The sequence below is a fragment of the Pseudonocardia sp. SID8383 genome (assembly GCF_009864975.1).
Lineage (GTDB): Bacteria > Actinomycetota > Actinomycetes > Mycobacteriales > Pseudonocardiaceae > Pseudonocardia > Pseudonocardia alni.
On the sequence record NZ_WWFY01001262.1, the window covers coordinates 1 to 1003 of the forward strand.

Consider the following 1003-nt stretch of genomic DNA (forward strand, 5'->3'; position numbering starts at 1 on the left):
CCCGGCGCGATCGCCACCCGCCTCTACGACGGCGCACGGTCCGCCGTCGCCGACATCGTGGACCGGCCGGCCGGGGTCGGGCCCGCCGCGCGCGAGCAGCGCATCGGGTTCGCCGTCGTCCGGCTCGCCGACGCGATGCAGACCACCGTCGAGCAGGCCCGCCTGCGGATCGCCGAACACCACGACACCGACCGGGAGACCGCGGGCGGCGACCCGGCACCCGGGCCCGTCCCCGAACAGGTGCCGCCGCCGGCGGGCCGGGACCGGTTCGGCGGGCTCGCGCTGCACACCCGGCAGGCCGTGCAGGTCGGCGTCGCCACCAGCCTCGCGATCGTCGTCGGCGAGCTGATCTCCCCGGCCCGCTGGTACTGGGCGGTGATCGCCGCGTTCGTGGTGTTCGCCGGCACCGCCAGCCGCGGCGACGTCCTGAGCCGCGGCTGGGCCCGCGCGGTCGGCACCGCGGGTGGGGTCGTGGCGGGGATGCTGCTGGCACTGCTGGTGGGCGGCAACGTCGTCGCCAGCCTGGCGCTGCTGTTCGTCTGCGTGTTCCTCGCCCTGTACCTGGTGCGGATCTCGCAGGCGATGATGGCGTTCTGGATCACCGCGGTGCTGGCCCTGCTCTACGGAGTGATCGGCCAGTTCAGCGTGCAGACCCTGGTGCTGCGGGTCGAGGAGACGGTCGTCGGCGGCGCGCTGGGCATGCTCGCCGCCTACCTGGTCCTGCCCACCCGGTCGCGCACGGCCTTCGCCGAGGCCCTCGACGACGCCCTCACCGCCGTCGACGTCTCCCTGCGCACCTCGGTCGACGCGGCGCTGGGCCGCCCCGGCGCCGGTGACCCGCTGGAGAAGGCCCGCGCCGTGGACACCGCGGTGGCCACCGTGCGGACCCGCGCGGTGCCGCTGCAGCACCCCGTCGCCCGCAGGCCGCTGCGCCGCGGGGTGCACCACACCGTGCGGGTCGTCGGCGCCGTCGACCACTACACCCGCCAGCTCGCCGCCCAGG

Annotated in this window: 1 protein-coding gene; it reads left to right on the forward strand. The window is 76.4% G+C overall.

The genetic code is table 11. The annotated features are described in order from the left end of the window. Nucleotides 1–1003: FUSC family protein (locus GTW08_RS30825; protein WP_202417945.1), on the forward strand; the 1003-nt coding region annotated here is incomplete at both ends.